This is a genomic window from Pseudomonas sp. MPB26, assembly GCF_046605355.1.
In the GTDB taxonomy this organism is placed as follows: domain Bacteria; phylum Pseudomonadota; class Gammaproteobacteria; order Pseudomonadales; family Pseudomonadaceae; genus Aquipseudomonas; species Aquipseudomonas cedrina.
The window spans coordinates 3,087,803-3,102,576 of record NZ_CP176793.1; the positions used below are offsets into that span (position 1 = coordinate 3,087,803).

Annotated in this window: 18 protein-coding genes; 17 read left to right on the forward strand and 1 reads right to left on the reverse strand. The window is 60.2% G+C overall.

Features of this window, described 5'->3' with window-relative positions; genetic code table 11:
• Both secF and ACLH0H_RS14210 read left to right on the forward strand, forming a co-directional pair.
• Positions 1–915, forward strand: coding sequence for a protein translocase subunit SecF (gene secF / locus ACLH0H_RS14205; protein ID WP_186691276.1), 915 nt, complete (start codon positions 1–3; stop codon positions 913–915).
• Positions 916–1,038: 123 nt separating this feature from the next.
• Positions 1,039–1,581, forward strand: a complete 543-nt coding sequence (locus tag ACLH0H_RS14210; protein WP_005791197.1) for a glycine zipper 2TM domain-containing protein — start codon at positions 1,039–1,041, stop codon at positions 1,579–1,581.
• A gap of 205 nt (positions 1,582–1,786) precedes the next feature.
• Here the strand turns inward: ACLH0H_RS14210 and suhB are convergent, their stop codons facing one another.
• Positions 1,787–2,602 (reverse strand): inositol-phosphate phosphatase, encoded by an 816-nt coding sequence (suhB, locus tag ACLH0H_RS14215; protein ID WP_003175971.1) that lies wholly within the window; start codon positions 2,600–2,602, stop codon positions 1,787–1,789.
• A 145-nt stretch (positions 2,603–2,747) separates the two neighbouring features.
• On the opposite strand from suhB, the gene trmJ reads away from it, so the two are divergent.
• From trmJ to ispG, 15 genes are all read left to right on the forward strand, one after another.
• Positions 2,748–3,518: a tRNA (cytosine(32)/uridine(32)-2'-O)-methyltransferase TrmJ gene (gene trmJ / locus ACLH0H_RS14220; RefSeq protein ID WP_057723966.1), complete on the forward strand. Its 771-nt coding sequence runs from the start codon at positions 2,748–2,750 to the stop codon at positions 3,516–3,518.
• A 2-nt stretch (positions 3,519–3,520) separates the two neighbouring features.
• Positions 3,521–4,303 (forward strand): serine O-acetyltransferase, encoded by a 783-nt coding sequence (gene cysE / locus ACLH0H_RS14225; protein ID WP_076949879.1) that lies wholly within the window; start codon positions 3,521–3,523, stop codon positions 4,301–4,303.
• 298 nt (positions 4,304–4,601) lie between these two features.
• Complete coding sequence (gene iscR, locus ACLH0H_RS14230; RefSeq protein WP_003194020.1) at positions 4,602–5,093, forward strand: Fe-S cluster assembly transcriptional regulator IscR; 492 nt, start codon at positions 4,602–4,604, stop codon at positions 5,091–5,093.
• 50 nt (positions 5,094–5,143) lie between these two features.
• Positions 5,144–6,358, forward strand: coding sequence for an IscS subfamily cysteine desulfurase (locus ACLH0H_RS14235; RefSeq protein ID WP_065951249.1), 1,215 nt, complete (start codon positions 5,144–5,146; stop codon positions 6,356–6,358).
• A 100-nt stretch (positions 6,359–6,458) separates the two neighbouring features.
• The gene (iscU, locus tag ACLH0H_RS14240) at positions 6,459–6,845 is read left to right on the forward strand and encodes a Fe-S cluster assembly scaffold IscU (RefSeq protein ID WP_003175965.1); all 387 of its coding nucleotides are present in this window, start codon (positions 6,459–6,461) and stop codon (positions 6,843–6,845) included.
• Positions 6,846–6,873: 28 nt separating this feature from the next.
• Complete coding sequence (iscA, locus tag ACLH0H_RS14245) at positions 6,874–7,197, forward strand: iron-sulfur cluster assembly protein IscA (protein WP_003175963.1); 324 nt, start codon at positions 6,874–6,876, stop codon at positions 7,195–7,197.
• A gap of 8 nt (positions 7,198–7,205) precedes the next feature.
• Positions 7,206–7,727, forward strand: a complete 522-nt coding sequence (gene hscB / locus ACLH0H_RS14250; protein ID WP_411378526.1) for a co-chaperone HscB — start codon at positions 7,206–7,208, stop codon at positions 7,725–7,727.
• A 53-nt stretch (positions 7,728–7,780) separates the two neighbouring features.
• A complete protein-coding gene (gene hscA / locus ACLH0H_RS14255; RefSeq protein ID WP_411378527.1) occupies positions 7,781–9,643 on the forward strand; it encodes a Fe-S protein assembly chaperone HscA in 1,863 nt (620 codons plus the stop codon).
• A 3-nt stretch (positions 9,644–9,646) separates the two neighbouring features.
• Positions 9,647–9,988, forward strand: coding sequence for an ISC system 2Fe-2S type ferredoxin (gene fdx / locus ACLH0H_RS14260; RefSeq protein ID WP_057723961.1), 342 nt, complete (start codon positions 9,647–9,649; stop codon positions 9,986–9,988).
• Between the two features lie 14 nt (positions 9,989–10,002).
• On the forward strand, positions 10,003–10,203 hold the full coding sequence (gene iscX / locus ACLH0H_RS14265; RefSeq protein ID WP_057021707.1) for a Fe-S cluster assembly protein IscX: 201 nt from the start codon (positions 10,003–10,005) through the stop codon (positions 10,201–10,203).
• A 90-nt stretch (positions 10,204–10,293) separates the two neighbouring features.
• Positions 10,294–10,719: a nucleoside-diphosphate kinase gene (ndk, locus tag ACLH0H_RS14270; protein ID WP_003175956.1), complete on the forward strand. Its 426-nt coding sequence runs from the start codon at positions 10,294–10,296 to the stop codon at positions 10,717–10,719.
• A 29-nt stretch (positions 10,720–10,748) separates the two neighbouring features.
• Complete coding sequence (gene rlmN, locus ACLH0H_RS14275; RefSeq protein ID WP_411378528.1) at positions 10,749–11,897, forward strand: 23S rRNA (adenine(2503)-C(2))-methyltransferase RlmN; 1,149 nt, start codon at positions 10,749–10,751, stop codon at positions 11,895–11,897.
• A 12-nt stretch (positions 11,898–11,909) separates the two neighbouring features.
• The gene (gene pilW / locus ACLH0H_RS14280) at positions 11,910–12,668 is read left to right on the forward strand and encodes a type IV pilus biogenesis/stability protein PilW (RefSeq protein WP_186691277.1); all 759 of its coding nucleotides are present in this window, start codon (positions 11,910–11,912) and stop codon (positions 12,666–12,668) included.
• Positions 12,668–13,657 (forward strand): RodZ domain-containing protein, encoded by a 990-nt coding sequence (locus tag ACLH0H_RS14285; protein WP_411378529.1) that lies wholly within the window; start codon positions 12,668–12,670, stop codon positions 13,655–13,657. Before pilW ends, ACLH0H_RS14285 begins: the two co-directional genes overlap by 1 nt.
• 2 nt (positions 13,658–13,659) lie before the next feature.
• The gene (gene ispG / locus ACLH0H_RS14290) at positions 13,660–14,769 is read left to right on the forward strand and encodes a flavodoxin-dependent (E)-4-hydroxy-3-methylbut-2-enyl-diphosphate synthase (RefSeq protein ID WP_411378530.1); all 1,110 of its coding nucleotides are present in this window, start codon (positions 13,660–13,662) and stop codon (positions 14,767–14,769) included.
• Positions 14,770–14,774: the final 5 nt, after the last annotated feature.

Consider the following 14,774-nt stretch of genomic DNA (forward strand, 5'->3'; position numbering starts at 1 on the left):
ATGTTACGTACAATCAACTTCATGGGCGTTCGCAACATTGCGTTCGGCGCCACTGTGCTCCTTACCGTTCTGGCGCTGTTCAGCTGGTTCCATAAGGGTTTGAACTACGGTCTGGACTTCACCGGCGGTACGCTCATCGAGCTGACCTACGAGAAGCCGGCCGACGTTACCCTGGTGCGCAACGAGCTGGTCAAGGCCGGTTACCACGAAGCCGTGGTGCAGAACTTCGGCGCGACCACCGACCTGCTGGTGCGCATGCCTGGCGAAGACCCGCAACTGGGTCACCAGGTGGCCGAGGCCTTGCAGAAGGTCGGCGGCGACAACCCGGCGTCGGTTAAGCGTGTCGAGTTCGTCGGCCCGCAAGTCGGTGAAGAGCTGCGCGACCAGGGCGGCCTCGGCATGCTGATGGCGCTGGTTGGCATCATGATCTACCTGGCGTTCCGCTTTCAGTGGAAGTTCGGGGTTGGCGCCATTGTCTCGCTGATTCACGACGTGATCGTCACCGTGGGTATCCTGGCGTACTTCCAGATCACCTTCGACCTGACCGTATTGGCGGCCGTGCTGGCGATCATTGGTTACTCCCTCAACGACACCATTGTGGTGTTCGACCGGGTTCGCGAGAACTTCCGCGTACTGCGCAAGGCGACGTTGATCGAGAACATCAACATCTCCACCACCCAGACCTTGCTGCGGACCATGGCGACGTCGATCTCCACCTTGCTGGCGATCGCTGCGCTGATGATCTTCGGGGGCGACAACCTGTGGGGCTTCTCCCTGGCGCTGTTCATTGGCGTGCTGGCGGGTACCTACTCGTCGATCTACATCGCCAACGTGGTGCTGATCTGGCTGAACCTCAACAGCGAAGACTTGATCCCTCCGGCCGCCACCGGCAAGGAGGTCGACGACCGTCCTTGATGGGCAGGCGTTGATTGGCTGTTACAAAGAAGGCACGAGATTGAACTCGTGCCTTTTTTTTCGCTCCAAGGCTGGGTATAGCGCGGATCTTTCGGTCCGCTTGTGATGGTCAGGAGGTTCAACGTGAACAAGTCGTTGCTGGTTGGTGCGGTATTGGGTGCTGTCGGTGTGACTGCCGGGGGCGCTGTTGCCACCTACAGCCTGGTAAAAAGCGGCCCTGAGTATGCGCAAGTGCTGGCGGTGCAGCCGGTAAAAACCCAGATCAAAACCCCGCGTGAGGTCTGCAAGGATGTCACCGTAACCCGGCAGCGTCCGGTGCAGGATCAGCATCAAATCGCTGGTACCGTCGTAGGCGCCCTGGCAGGCGGCCTGCTCGGCAACCAGATCGGTGGCGGTAACGGCAAGAAGCTGGCAACGGTAGCTGGTGCGGTCGGTGGCGGTTATGCGGGTAACAAGGTTCAGGAAGGTATGCAGAACCGCGATACCTACACCACTACCCAGACTCGCTGTAACACTGTGAACGACATCAGCGACAAGGTTGTGGGCTACGACGTTCGTTACAACCTGGATGGCAAGGAAGGTACCGTGCGTATGGAGCGTGATCCAGGCGGCCAGATTCCGGTGGATAAGGAAGGGCGCCTGATCCTGGGTCAGAACCAGCAGTAATCTAAAGCCTGGTGCAATCAAAATGTGGGAGCAGGCTTGCTCGCGAAGGCGTACTGTCAGTCACCAGATTTATTGACTGACCCACCGCATTCGCGAGCAAGCCCGCTCCCACATTTGGTATGTGTTGTAGCTGAAAATGCGGCATCGCCCAAATCCCAGGCATAAAAAAAGCACCCCCTAGGGGTGCTTTTTTGTGCCTGCTCGCTTAACGCTTCAGCGAAGCCGGCAAGTGCGGCTGGATCGCCGTCAATACTGCCTTGAAGCATTTGGTGTTGCCAGCAACCACGTGGCCTTTCTCAAGGAAGTCATGACCGCCGGTGAAGTCGCTTACCAAGCCGCCCGCTTCCTGGATCAACAGGGCGCCCGCAGCCATGTCCCACTCGGACAGGCCCGACTCCCAGAATGCATCAAAACGGCCAGCGGCGACATAAGCCAGGTCCAGGCTCGCAGCGCCGGCGCGACGGATGCCGGCGGTCTGGCCAACCAGGGCGCGGAACATGCCCAGGTAGTTTTCCAGGTTGTCCATCTGGTCGTCACGGAACGGGAAGCCGGTGCCCAGTAGGGCGCCGTCCAGGCTGGTGCGGCCGCTCACGCGCAAACGACGGCCATTGAGCTGGGCGCCACGGCCACGGCTGGCGGTGAATTCTTCCTGGCGGACCGGGTCCAGCACGACGGCGTGTTCCAGGCGACCACGGTATTTGCACGCGATGCTCACGGCAAAGTGCGGGATGCCGCGCAGGAAGTTGGTGGTGCCGTCCAGTGGGTCGATGATCCACAGGTAGTCTTCGCCTTCGCCGCTGCCTTTGTGCAGCCCGGTTTCTTCGCCGAGAATGCCGTGGGTAGGGTAGGCCTTGCGCAGGGCGTCGATGATTTTCTGTTCGGCGGCGCGATCCACCTCGGATACATAATCCTTGGCGTCTTTTTCGTCGACCTTGATGGTATCCAGGCGCTCGATGGAGCGGAAGATCAATTCACTGGCGCTGCGGGCGGCGCGCAGCGCGATATTCAGCATGGGCTGCATGGATAGGTCACCTAAGGTTGTTAAAGAAAGCCGAGCAGTTTAGCAGAAACTTTCTTCAGGTGAAGGACGACGTTAGCTTTCATGGCATAACCTTGGGCTGTTCTGTAAGATTTGCTCCCCTTTCCCGTGTCCGAGAGCGCCTCCCTTGCTGCAAAACATTCGTGTCGTCCTGGTCAATACCAGCCACCCCGGCAACATCGGCGGGGTGGCGCGTGCCATGAAAAACATGGGGCTGACGCGCCTGGTGCTGGTCGAGCCGCGCCTGTTCCCGCACCATGAGGCCGACGCCCGCGCGTCCGGCGCCAATGACCTCCTGGAAAAAGCTCAGGTCGTCGCCACCCTGGAAGACGCCTTGGTCGGCTGCAACCTGGTGCTGGGCACCAGCGCCCGCGACCGCCGCATTCCCTGGCCATTGCTGGACCCGCGCGAGTGTGGCACCAAGGTGGTGGAAGAGGCCGCCGGCGGTGCTGAAATCGCCCTGGTGTTCGGTCGTGAAGACTCCGGCCTGACCAATGAAGAGCTGCAGCGATGTCATTATCACGTGCACATTCCATCAGACCCTGAGTTCAGCTCGCTGAACCTCGGGGCAGCGGTGCAGGTGCTGACCTACGAAGTGCGCATGGCCTGGCTGGCCGCCGAAGGCCAGCCGAGCAAGATGGAGAAAGACGAGGTGGCATCGACCAAAAGTGGCGAGCTGGCCACGATGGACGAGCTGGAGCGGTTCTATGAGCATCTGGAGCAAACTCTGGTGGCCATCGAATTTCTCGATCCGGAAAAACCACGGCACTTGATGGCGCGCCTGCGCCGGTTGTACGGGCGCAGCTCGGTCAGTCGGGCAGAAATGAATATATTGCGTGGCATCCTCACGGAAACCCAGAAAGCGGCCCGTGGCGAGCTGCTTAAGCGGAAGGATTAAAAATGTTCGAGCGTTTGCGAGAAGATATCCAAAGTGTTTTCCACCGTGATCCGGCGGCGCGCAACGCCTTTGAAGTGCTGACCTGCTACCCGGGCATGCATGCGATCTGGATTCACCGGTTGTCCGGTGCGTTGTGGGGCATGGGCTGGAAGTGGTTGGCGCGCGTGGTGTCGAACTTCGGTCGCTGGTTGACCGGTATCGAGATTCACCCGGGTGCCAAGGTGGGGCGTCGTTTCTTCATCGATCATGGCATGGGCATCGTGATCGGCGAGACCGCCGAGATCGGCGATGACGTGACCCTGTACCAAGGCGTGACTCTGGGTGGCACCAGCTGGAACAAAGGCAAGCGTCACCCAACCCTGGGCGATGGCGTGGTGGTGGGGGCGGGCGCCAAGGTGCTTGGGCCGTTCACGGTCGGCGCCGGCGCCAAGGTCGGCTCCAACGCCGTGGTGACCAAGGCTGTGCCGCCGGGCGCGACGGTGGTGGGGATTCCCGGCCGGATCATTGTCAAGCCGGAAGTCGGCGACGAGCAGGAAGCCAAGCGCAAGGCCATGGCCGAGAAGATCGGTTTCGATGCCTATGGTGTCAGCGAAGACATGCCCGACCCGGTCGCACGCGCCATTGGCCAGTTGCTCGACCACCTGCAGGCGGTGGACGGCAAGCTGGACGGCATGTGCGGCGCGCTGAAGGACCTGGGCAGTCCGTACTGTGCGAAAGAGCTGCCTGAGCTGCGCGAAGAAGACTTCGCCGAGATCAAGGACGAAGCTGCCACCAAGGCCAGCTAGTTCTGAAGTTTGATGCGATTTCCTGTGGGAGCTGGCTTGCCTGCGATGACGGTATGCCAGCCACCATAGATGTTGCTGATCTACCGCTATCGCAGGCAAGCCAGCTCCCACATTTGACCTCGTTGATCTTGCTGCCCTCGCGTGGTCCTCTTCCCGCTGTTCGTCCCCACCCCACCCTGCTATGATTCGCGCGCCCTTTTTACGGGTAATCCTGACTAAAGTACTAGGTCTTATAGTTGACTTAAATACTCGGGAATCGCATACTTGCTCCCATTCTGAAACACCTTGGTACTTGTCCATGAGACTGACTACAAAAGGCCGATACGCGGTGACTGCCATGCTCGATCTGGCCTTGCACGCGCAAACTGGGCCGGTGTCCCTGGCCGATATCTCCGAGCGCCAAGGCATTTCCCTGTCGTACCTCGAGCAGCTGTTCGCCAAATTGCGCCGCAGCAATTTGGTTTCCAGCGTGAGAGGCCCAGGTGGCGGCTATCAACTGTCCCGCGACATGCAGGGCATCCAGGTAGCCCAGGTGATCGACGCGGTCAACGAATCCGTCGATGCCACCAAGTGCCAGGGCCTGGGTGACTGCCACGCCGGCGACACCTGCCTCACGCACCACTTGTGGTGTGACTTGAGCCTGCAGATCCATGAGTTTTTGAGTGGTATCAGCTTGGCTGATCTTGTGACTCGCCGTGAGGTGCAAGAAGTAGCCCAGCGTCAGGACCAGCGCCGTTGCAACACCAAGGCGCCGCGTCTGGACAAGATCGAAGCGTCCGCCGTCGAGTGACAGCCGCAGAGCTAACGGCGCGCCAGCCAGCCTGATTTAGGAGAAAGTCCATGAAATTGCCGATTTACCTTGATTACTCTGCGACCACCCCGGTTGATCCGCGTGTCGCGCAAAAAATGAGCGAATGCCTGCTGGTTGACGGAAACTTCGGCAACCCGGCCTCCCGCTCCCACGTATTCGGCTGGAAAGCCGAGGAAGCGGTCGAGAACGCACGTCGCCAGGTCGCCGACCTGGTGGGCGCCGACCCGCGCGAAATCGTCTGGACCTCCGGTGCCACCGAGTCCGACAACCTGGCGATCAAGGGCGCGGCGCACTTCTATGCGACCAAGGGCAAGCACCTGATCACCACCAAGATTGAGCACAAGGCTGTCCTCGACACCATGCGCCAACTGGAGCGTGAAGGTTTCGAGGTGACTTACCTTGAGCCGACCACCGACGGTATCGTCACCCCGGCCATGATCGAAGCCGCGCTGCGTGAAGACACCATCCTGGTTTCCGTGATCCACGTGAACAACGAAATCGGCACCATCAACGACATCGAAGCGATTGGCGAATTGACCCGCTCCAAGGGCATTCTGCTGCACGTCGACGCCGCTCAGTCCACCGGCAAGGTCGAGATCGACCTGTCCAAGCTGAAAGTCGACCTGATGTCGTTCTCTGCCCACAAGACCTACGGCCCTAAAGGCATCGGCGCCCTCTACGTGAGCCGCAAGCCGCGCGTACGTATCGAAGCCACCATGCACGGCGGCGGTCACGAGCGCGGCATGCGTTCGGGCACCCTGGCGACCCACCAGATCGTCGGCATGGGCGAAGCCTTCCGTGTAGCCAAGGAAGACATGGCTGCCGAAAACGTGCGCATCAAGGCCTTGAGCGACCGCTTCTACAAGCAGGTCGAAAACCTTGAAGAGCTGTACATCAACGGCAGCATGACCGCCCGTGTACCGCACAACCTGAATTTGAGCTTCAACTACGTCGAAGGCGAGTCGCTGATCATGGCGCTCAAGGACCTGGCGGTTTCGTCCGGTTCGGCCTGCACCTCGGCCTCTCTTGAGCCTTCGTACGTATTGCGCGCCCTGGGTCGCAACGACGAACTGGCGCACAGCTCGATCCGCTTTACGTTCGGCCGCTTCACCACCGAAGAGCAAGTCGACTACGCCGCGCAGAAAGTCTGCGAAGCCGTCAACAAGCTGCGCGTCCTGTCGCCCCTGTGGGACATGTACAAAGACGGCGTCGACATTTCCAAGATCGAGTGGGCGGCACACTAACTATAGAAGCCGCCACCCCCAGCTCTGTAGCAACGTGGCGGAAAACGCAGGCGTTTCTACAGGGTTCCAGAGCGGCCCTGATGAGTGAGGATTCAATACCATGGCTTACAGTGAAAAGGTCATCGACCACTACGAAAACCCGCGCAACGTCGGCAAGATGAACGCGGAAGACCCTGATGTCGGCACCGGCATGGTTGGCGCTCCGGCGTGCGGCGATGTGATGCGCCTGCAGATCAAGGTCAACGACGCTGGCGTTATCGAAGACGCCAAGTTCAAGACCTACGGCTGCGGTTCGGCCATCGCCTCCAGCTCCCTGGCGACCGAATGGATGAAAGGCAAGACGCTGGATGAGGCTGTCACCATCAGCAACACCCAGCTGGCCGAAGAACTGGCCTTGCCGCCAGTGAAAATCCACTGCTCGGTGCTCGCGGAAGACGCCATCAAGGCGGCCGTTCGCGACTACAAGCAGAAGAAAGGCTTGATCTAAGTATTTGGCGACGAGTAAGGAGTCAACGATGGCTATCAGCATGACAGAAGCGGCAGCGCAGCACATTCGCCGCTCCCTGAATGGGCGCGGTAAAGGTGAGGGGATTCGTCTGGGTGTTCGCACCACGGGCTGTTCCGGCCTTGCCTACGTGCTGGAGTTTGTCGACGAGGTGGTTGCGGAAGACCAGGTGTTCGAAAGTCACGGCGAAAAGGTGATCATCGACCCGAAAAGCCTGACCTACTTGGACGGCACCGAGCTCGATTTCGTCAAGGAAGGGTTGAACGAAGGCTTCAAGTTCAACAACCCCAACGTCCGCGGTGAATGTGGCTGCGGCGAAAGCTTCAACATCTGAGGCTTCTCGTGGGTACTCCTTGTCATTTCGCTTTATTCGAGCTGCAGCCGAGCTTTCGCCTGGACCTCGAGCAGCTTGCCGCGCGCTATCGGGAATTGGCGCGTGGCGTGCATCCGGACCGCTTCGCTGACGCTTCCGAGCGTGAGCAACGCTTGGCGCTGGAGCAATCGGCCAGCCTCAACGAAGCCTATCAGACGCTCAAAAACCCGCCGAAACGCGCGCGTTATTTGCTGGCGATGAAGGGCGGCGAGTTGCCGATGGAAGTCACCGTGCATGACCCGGACTTCCTGATGCAGCAGATGCAATGGCGCGAAGAACTCGAAGACTTGCAGGACCAGGCCGATGTGACCGGCGTCGCAGTCTTCAAGCGTCGTCTGAAAGCGGCCCAGGATGAGCTCAACGAAAGCTTCGCAGCCTGTTGGGATGATGCAGCGCAACGCGAACAGGCCGAACGCCTGATGCGGCGCATGCAGTTCCTCGACAAGCTCACCTACGAAGTGCGCCAGCTAGAAGAGCGCCTCGACGATTAACCCAGTGTGCTGCCCGTGATGCACGCCTGATAGACAGATAAGACCTGATTACCATGGCTCTACTGCAAATCGCCGAACCCGGCCAAAGCCCTCAACCGCACCAGCGTCGCCTGGCGGTCGGGATTGACCTGGGCACCACCAATTCCCTGGTTGCTGCCGTGCGCAGCGGCCTGTCCGAGCCGCTGCCCGACGCCAACGGCCAGGTGATTCTGCCGTCCGCCGTGCGCTATCACGCTGATCGCACCGAAGTTGGCGAGTCGGCCAAGCTGGCGGCGTCTACCGATCCCTTGAACACCGTGCTGTCGGTCAAGCGCTTGATGGGTCGTGGTCTGTCCGACGTCAAGCAACTGGGCGACCAACTGCCTTACCGCTTTGTCGGTGGCGAATCCCATATGCCGTTCATCGACACCGTCCAGGGCGCGAAAAGCCCCGTGGAAGTGTCGGCCGATATCCTCAAGGTGCTGCGCCAGCGCGCGGAAACCACCCTGGGCGGCGAACTGGTGGGGGCGGTGATCACCGTTCCGGCCTATTTCGATGATGCGCAGCGCCAAGCCACCAAGGACGCGGCGAAACTCGCCGGCCTGAACGTGCTGCGCTTGCTCAACGAACCGACCGCGGCTGCGGTGGCTTACGGGTTGGACCAGCATGCTGAAGGCCTGGTTGCCATTTATGACCTGGGCGGCGGCACCTTTGATATTTCGATCCTGCGCCTGACCGGCGGCGTCTTCGAGGTGCTGGCCACCGGTGGCGACAGCGCCCTGGGGGGTGATGACTTTGACCATGCCATCGCGAGCTGGATCATCAGCAGCGCTGGCTTGTCCGCCGACCTGGATCCGGGCGCGCAGCGCAATCTGCTGCAAACTGCCTGCGCCGCCAAGGAAGCGCTGACGGACGTCGCCAGTGTAGAAGTTTCCTACGGTAGCTGGTCGGCCCAACTGACGCGCGAAGCCTTTGACGCGTTGATCGAACCCATGGTCGCCCGCAGCCTCAAGGCCTGCCGCCGCGCCGTGCGAGATTCCGGTATCGAGCTGGAAGACGTCGGTGCCGTGGTCATGGTGGGCGGTTCCACCCGCGTTCCGCGCGTGCGTGACGCCGTCGCCGAAGCCTTTGGCCGCCAGCCGCTGACTGAAATCGACCCGGATCAAGTGGTCGCCATCGGTGCTGCGATCCAGGCCGATACCCTGGCCGGCAACAAGCGCGATGGCGGCGAACTGCTGCTGCTCGATGTGATTCCTTTGTCCCTGGGGCTGGAAACCATGGGCGGCCTGATGGAGAAGGTGATTCCGCGCAACACCACCATTCCCGTGGCCCGCGCCCAGGACTTCACCACTTACAAAGATGGCCAGACGGCCATGATGATTCATGTGCTGCAAGGCGAGCGCGAGCTGATCAGCGACTGCCGCTCCCTGGCGCGTTTTGAGCTGCGCGGTATCCCGGCGATGGTAGCCGGTGCGGCGAAGATCCGTGTGACCTTCCAGGTCGACGCCGACGGCCTGCTCAGCGTCGCCGCACGCGAGCTGGCCTCCGGCGTCGAAGCCAGCATCCAGGTCAAGCCGTCCTACGGCCTCACCGACGGCGAAATCGCCAAGATGCTCAAGGACTCGTTCCAATACGCCGGTGACGACAAGGTCGCCCGCGTGCTGCGTGAGCAGCAAGTGGATGCCCAGCGCCTGCTTGAAGCGGTGCAGGGCGCCCTTGAGGCTGACGGCGAGCGTCTGCTGGATGCCGAGGAGCGCATGGTCATCGACCTGCAGATGCAGGAACTGGCCGAATTGATAAAAGGCACCGATGGCTATGCCATCGAGCAGCAGACCAAGCGTCTGTCGCAAGTGACCGATGCCTTTGCCGCCCGTCGTATGGACCAGTCGGTAAAAGCCGCCCTGGCGGGACGCAACCTGAATGAACTTGAGGATTAACTGATGCCGCAGATCATTTTTCTGCCACACGCCGAGCATTGCCCGGACGGTATGGTCGTGGAGGCTGAGACCGGCAAGTCCATCCTGGAAGTGGCCCACGACAACCACATCGAAATCGAAAGCGCCTGCGGCGGTGTGTGCGCTTGCACCACGTGCCACTGCATCATCCGCGAAGGCTTCAACAGCCTGGAAGAGGCGGATGAGCTGGAAGAAGACTTCCTCGACCGCGCCTGGGGCCTGGAAGCGACTTCGCGTCTAAGCTGTCAGGCAAAGGTCGGGACGGAAGACATCACCGTCGAAATTCCGAAATATTCGCTCAACCATGCAGCCGAAGCGCCGCATTGATTCAAGGAACTGTCATGAGCCTGAAATGGGTTGATGTACAAGAAATCGCTATACAACTTGCAGAGGCTCATCCTGAGGTCAATCCTCTTACGGTGAACTTCGTCAAGCTGCGCAACCTCGTCATGGAGCTGCCGGACTTCGACGACGTTCCTGACCGCGGTGGCGAGAAGGTTCTGGAGGCGATTCAGGGCCTGTGGATCGAAGAAGCAGACTGAGCCGTCTTTACGCAGTTAGGCAATACCTGATAACCCGCGTATAATTCGCGGGTTTAATTTTTCGTAAATTACCGTTTCTGGAGTTACACCATGGCTGTTCAACGTACTTTCTCCATCATCAAGCCTGACGCTGTTGCAAAAAACGTCATCGGCGAGATCACCACTCGTTTCGAAAAAGCCGGCCTGAAGGTTGTAGCTTCGAAACTCAAGCAACTGTCCAAAGCCGAAGCTGAAGGCTTTTACGCTGAGCACAGCGCTCGTGGTTTCTTCGGCGACCTGGTTGCCTTCATGATCTCCGGTCCTGTTGTTGTTCAGGTGCTGGAAGGCGAGAACGCTATCGCGCTGAACCGCGAACTGATGGGTGCTACCAACCCTAAAGAAGCGGCTGCCGGCACCATCCGTGCTGACTTCGCCGAGTCCATCGACGCCAACGCTGTACACGGTTCGGACTCCGAAGCCGCTGCTGCTCGCGAAATCTCGTACTTTTTCGCTGCTACTGAAGTAACCGCTCGCTAAGCATCGGCTTAAAGAGTGAGGGTGAATCCATGACGACATCGACTGTTAAAACCAACCTGCTGGGGCTGACTCAGCCGGAAATGGAGAAATTCTTCGACTCAATCGGGGAGAAGCGTTTCCGTGCCGGTCAGGTAATGAAATGGATTCACCACTTTGGCGTCGACGATTTCGACGCCATGACGAACGTCAGCAAGGCCCTGCGCGACAAGCTCAAGGCCATTGCCGAGGTTCGTGGTCCCGAAGTGGTCAGCGAGGACATCTCCACCGACGGCACCCGCAAATGGGTGGTGCGCGTGGCGTCCGGCAGCTGTGTCGAGACCGTCTACATTCCCCAGGGCAAGCGCGGCACCTTGTGCGTTTCGTCCCAGGCAGGCTGTGCCCTGGACTGCAGTTTCTGCTCCACCGGCAAGCAAGGCTTCAATAGCAACCTCACCGCCGCCGAAGTCATCGGCCAGGTGTGGATTGCCAACAAATCCTTTGGCAGCGTCCCGGCGACCGTCGACCGTGCCATCACCAACGTGGTGATGATGGGCATGGGTGAGCCGCTGCTGAACTTCGACAACGTCATTGCGGCCATGCACCTGATGATGGACGACCTGGGCTACGGCATCTCCAAGCGCCGTGTGACCCTGTCGACCTCCGGCGTGGTACCGATGATCGATGAGCTGGCCAAGCACATCGACGTCTCCCTGGCCTTGTCGCTGCACGCACCGAATGACGCATTGCGTAACCAATTGGTGCCGATCAACAAGAAGTATCCGCTTAAGATGCTGCTCGAGTCTTGCCAGCGTTATATGGCGACCTTGGGCGAGAAGCGCGTCTTGACCATTGAGTACACCATGCTCAAGGACGTCAACGACAAGGTCGAGCATGCGGTCGAGATGATCGAATTGCTCAAGAACACCCCATGCAAGATCAACCTGATTCCGTTTAACCCGTTTCCGCATTCTGGCTACGAGCGGCCAAGCAACAACGCCATTCGCCGTTTCCAGGATCAACTGCACCAGGCCGGCTACAACGTCACCGTGCGCACCACTCGTGGTGAAGACATCGACGCCGCCTGTGGCCAATTGGTAGGGCAGGTGATGGACCGCACCCGCCGCAGCGAGCGTTACATCGCCGGGCGCGAACTGAACACCGCCGACGATTTGCCGCTGATTGCTGTAAATCGAATCTGAGAGAGGACCTCTATGCCCTTGCGCCTTGCGCTGCTTTTGCTTGTTACCGGTCTCGCGGCCGGTTGTGTTTCATCGGGCCATGACAGCCCGTTGCACACCGGTAAAGGCCGTGAAGAGGCGCGCGTTGCCTATGTGCAACTCGGTTTGGGTTACCTGCAGCAAGGCATGAGCGAGCAGGCCAAGGTACCGTTGAAGAAGGCCCTTGAGCTGGACGGCGACGATGCCGACGCCAATGGCGCACTGGCCTTGGTGTTCCAGGCCCAGGCCGAGCCAGCACTGGCTGAACAGTATTTCCTCAAGGCCCTGGCCGCACGCCCTGGCGACCCGCGGCTGCTCAACAACTACGGCAGCTTCCTGTTCGCGCAGAAACGCTATGACCAGGCCGCCCTTTATTTCCAGCAGGCCAGCACCGATACCCTCTACCCTGAGCGTTCGCGGGTGTTCGAGAACCTTGGGGTGACCTCGATACACCTGGGCCAGCGCGACAGTGCCCGCCAGCAGCTGGAAAAAGCCCTGCATTTGAATGGTCGCCAGCCTCGGGCATTGCTCGAAATGGCTGAGTTGTCCTACGAAGACAGGCATTATGTGCCGGCACGTGACTATTACGAGCGTTTTAGCCTGCTCAGTGGGCAAAATGCACGTAGTCTATTGCTCGGTGTGCGCCTGGCGACGGTTCATGAAGAACGCGACACGGCCGCACGTTTTGGCCAGCAACTCGAACGACTCTATCCCGGTACGCCGGAATATCAGCAATACCTGTCGGAGCAATGATGAAAGCGGCGCACCCGGAAGTTGTAGCAGCTAATCGCGTAAACCCAGGCGACACCTTGCGTCAGGCCCGCGAAAGCAATGGTTGGTCGCTGGCGGAAGTGGCCCTCAAGCTCAATTTGACCACCACATCCCTGGGCAACCTGGAAGCCGGCGCGTTCGATAAGCTGCCTGGGCACACCTTTGCCCGCGGCTATATCCGTGCCTACGCCAAACTGCTGGGTATCGACCAGGCCATCCTGGTCCAGCAATTCGACCAATTCACCGGCACCGACTCCCAAGGCAGCAATGTGCATGGCCTGGGTCGCATTGAAGAGCCAACGCGGGTTTCCCATACCATTTTGCGAATCGTCAGCCTGTTGCTGCTGATCGCCGTGATCGGTGGCGGTTTCGTCTGGTGGCAGGACCAGGCGTCCCAGCGCACCAAGGACTTGACCAGCAACGCCATGGAGCACGTCGAGGTCGAAAGCGCCGACGGCACCACCCAGATTCATCCGCTGGACGAGCCGGAAGACCAGGCTGTCGCCGAAAGCCAGGCCGCGCCTGAAGCGCCGGTTGCCAGCGAACAGCCGGCACCGCAGACCGCGCCTGCCGCGACCGCTGCAGTACCGGCTCCCGCCACGCCAACCGCGCCGGCCCACACTCCAGCCGCCCAGGCCCACGTACCGGCCGCTCCAGCGCAGGCGCCAGCGGCAGCCACGCCAGCCACCCCTGCGATTTCGCCGCCGACCACCCCAGCGTTGATCGCCGGTGATGGACGCGTACAGATCACGTTCGTCGCTGACTGCTGGACGCAACTCACCGACGGCAACGGCAAAGTGCTGTTCAGCGGTCTGAAGCGTAAGGGAGATACGCTTGAGCAGGGCGGCAAGCCTCCTTTGACGCTGCGTCTGGGCTTTGCCCGTGGCGCGCAAGTGGCCTATAACGGCCAGCCTGTGGACGTGGCGCCGTTCACCAGCGGCGAGACCGCTCGAATCAAGTTGGGACAATAGTCATGCACGGCGAATCTCCAATCAAACGTCGCGTATCGCGCAAGATCTGGGTCGGCTCGGTGCCGGTGGGTGGCGATGCCCCCATCGCGGTGCAGAGCATGACCAACAGTGACACCAATGACGTGGCTGCCACTGTTGCCCAGATCAACCGTCTGGAAGCGGCTGGCGTGGACATCGTGCGGGTTTCCGTACCCGACATGGACGCGGCCGAAGCCTTCGGTCGTATCAAGCAACTGGTCAAGGTGCCGTTGGTTGCCGACATTCACTTCGACTACAAGATCGCGTTGCGCGTGGCCGAGTTGGGTGTGGACTGCTTGCGCATCAACCCAGGCAACATCGGTCGCGAAGACCGTGTGCGTGCGGTGGTGGACGCGGCCCGTGATCGTGGCATTCCAATCCGCATCGGCGTCAACGCCGGTTCCCTGGAAAAAGACCTGCAAAAGAAATACGGCGAGCCTACTCCCGCGGCGTTGGTTGAATCGGCGCTGCGCCACGTCGAGCACCTGGAACGCCTGAATTTCCAGGACTTCAAGGTCAGCGTAAAGGCCTCCGATGTGTTCATGGCGGTAGAAGCCTACCGCCTGCTGGCCAAGGAAATCGTGCAGCCGTTGCACCTGGGTATCACTGAAGCCGGCGGTTTACGCTCAGGCACAGTGAAATCTGCGGTGGGTCTCGGTATGCTGCTCGCCGAAGGGATTGGCGATACTATCCGCATCTCCCTGGCGGCAGACCCGGTAGAGGAAGTGAAAGTCGGCTACGACATTCTCAAATCCCTGCGTTTGCGTTCCCGCGGTATCAATTTCATTGCCTGCCCGAGCTGCTCGCGGCAGAACTTCGACGTGGTGAAAACCATGAACGACCTGGAATTGCGTCTCGAAGACCTGCTGGTGCCGCTGGATGTTGCAGTGATCGGTTGCGTGGTGAACGGGCCGGGTGAAGCCAAGGAGGCCCATGTGGGCCTGACCGGCGGTACGCCGAACCTGATCTACATCGACGGCAAGCCGGCGCAGAAGTTAACGAATGACAATCTGGTGGATCAGCTCGAAAAACTGATCCGCCAGAGAGCGGCCGAAAAGGTCGCGGCTGACGCAGCGCTGATCGCGCGCGGCTAAGAACG

What these genes read in the sequence shown, in the direction of transcription:
- secF (WP_186691276.1), top strand. Translation starts at nt 1, where the DNA reads ATGTTACGTACAATCAACTTCATGGGCGTTCGCAACATTGCGTTCGGC.
- suhB (WP_003175971.1), bottom strand. Translation starts at nt 2,602, where the DNA reads ATGCAGCCCATGCTGAATATCGCGCTGCGCGCCGCCCGCAGCGCCAGT.
- cysE (WP_076949879.1), top strand. Translation starts at nt 3,521, where the DNA reads ATGTTCGAGCGTTTGCGAGAAGATATCCAAAGTGTTTTCCACCGTGAT.
- iscR (WP_003194020.1), top strand. Translation starts at nt 4,602, where the DNA reads ATGAGACTGACTACAAAAGGCCGATACGCGGTGACTGCCATGCTCGAT.
- ACLH0H_RS14235 (WP_065951249.1), top strand. Translation starts at nt 5,144, where the DNA reads ATGAAATTGCCGATTTACCTTGATTACTCTGCGACCACCCCGGTTGAT.
- iscU (WP_003175965.1), top strand. Translation starts at nt 6,459, where the DNA reads ATGGCTTACAGTGAAAAGGTCATCGACCACTACGAAAACCCGCGCAAC.
- iscA (WP_003175963.1), top strand. Translation starts at nt 6,874, where the DNA reads ATGGCTATCAGCATGACAGAAGCGGCAGCGCAGCACATTCGCCGCTCC.
- hscA (WP_411378527.1), top strand. Translation starts at nt 7,781, where the DNA reads ATGGCTCTACTGCAAATCGCCGAACCCGGCCAAAGCCCTCAACCGCAC.
- fdx (WP_057723961.1), top strand. Translation starts at nt 9,647, where the DNA reads ATGCCGCAGATCATTTTTCTGCCACACGCCGAGCATTGCCCGGACGGT.
- iscX (WP_057021707.1), top strand. Translation starts at nt 10,003, where the DNA reads ATGAGCCTGAAATGGGTTGATGTACAAGAAATCGCTATACAACTTGCA.
- ndk (WP_003175956.1), top strand. Translation starts at nt 10,294, where the DNA reads ATGGCTGTTCAACGTACTTTCTCCATCATCAAGCCTGACGCTGTTGCA.
- rlmN (WP_411378528.1), top strand. Translation starts at nt 10,749, where the DNA reads ATGACGACATCGACTGTTAAAACCAACCTGCTGGGGCTGACTCAGCCG.
- pilW (WP_186691277.1), top strand. Translation starts at nt 11,910, where the DNA reads ATGCCCTTGCGCCTTGCGCTGCTTTTGCTTGTTACCGGTCTCGCGGCC.
- ACLH0H_RS14285 (WP_411378529.1), top strand. Translation starts at nt 12,668, where the DNA reads ATGAAAGCGGCGCACCCGGAAGTTGTAGCAGCTAATCGCGTAAACCCA.
- ispG (WP_411378530.1), top strand. Translation starts at nt 13,660, where the DNA reads ATGCACGGCGAATCTCCAATCAAACGTCGCGTATCGCGCAAGATCTGG.